The organism is Vibrio sp. SALL6 (assembly GCF_002002385.1).
GTDB lineage: Bacteria > Pseudomonadota > Gammaproteobacteria > Enterobacterales > Vibrionaceae > Vibrio > Vibrio parahaemolyticus.
Genome location: NZ_MQVK01000060.1, coordinates 1 through 473, shown reverse-complemented (window position 1 = coordinate 473; position 473 = coordinate 1). Strand labels below are relative to the sequence as shown.

Annotated in this window: 4 tRNA genes; all 4 read right to left on the bottom strand. The window is 48.4% G+C overall.

Annotated elements, in window-relative coordinates:
- Positions 1-118 precede the first annotated feature (118 nt).
- Positions 119-194: transfer RNA gene (locus tag BIW15_RS23755), tRNA-Val, on the bottom strand.
- Between the two features lie 14 nt (positions 195-208).
- Positions 209-284: transfer RNA gene (locus BIW15_RS23750), tRNA-Ala, on the bottom strand.
- 32 nt (positions 285-316) lie between these two features.
- Positions 317-392 (bottom strand) — tRNA-Lys (locus tag BIW15_RS23745).
- 2 nt (positions 393-394) lie between these two features.
- Positions 395-470: transfer RNA gene (locus tag BIW15_RS23740), tRNA-Glu, on the bottom strand.
- Positions 471-473: the final 3 nt, after the last annotated feature.

The following is a 473-nucleotide window of genomic DNA, read 5'->3' as shown; positions in this document are numbered from 1 at the left end:
TGAGAACTTTACAAACAACAATAAATTGTTGTTTTGTCAGCTTTCCAAATTGTTAAAGAGCTAATCACTTCTGATGAAGTAACCATTTTTAAAAGCACTCATCGAATGCGCTTAAAGATGGTGGGCGATACCGGGCTCGAACCAGTGACCCCCTGCTTGTAAGGCAGGTGCTCTCCCAACTGAGCTAATCGCCCATTGTTTCAAAATATGGTGGAGCTATGCGGGATCGAACCGCAGACCTCCTGCGTGCAAGGCAGGCGCTCTCCCAGCTGAGCTATAGCCCCATATTTTGAGTTTTAATTCCTAATGGAAGGAATGGTGGGTCGTGCAGGATTCGAACCTGCGACCAATTGATTAAAAGTCAACTGCTCTACCAACTGAGCTAACGACCCAATGGTATCCCGTAGGGGAGTCGAACCCCTGTTACCGCCGTGAAAGGGCGGTGTCCTAGGCCTCTAGACGAACGGGACACT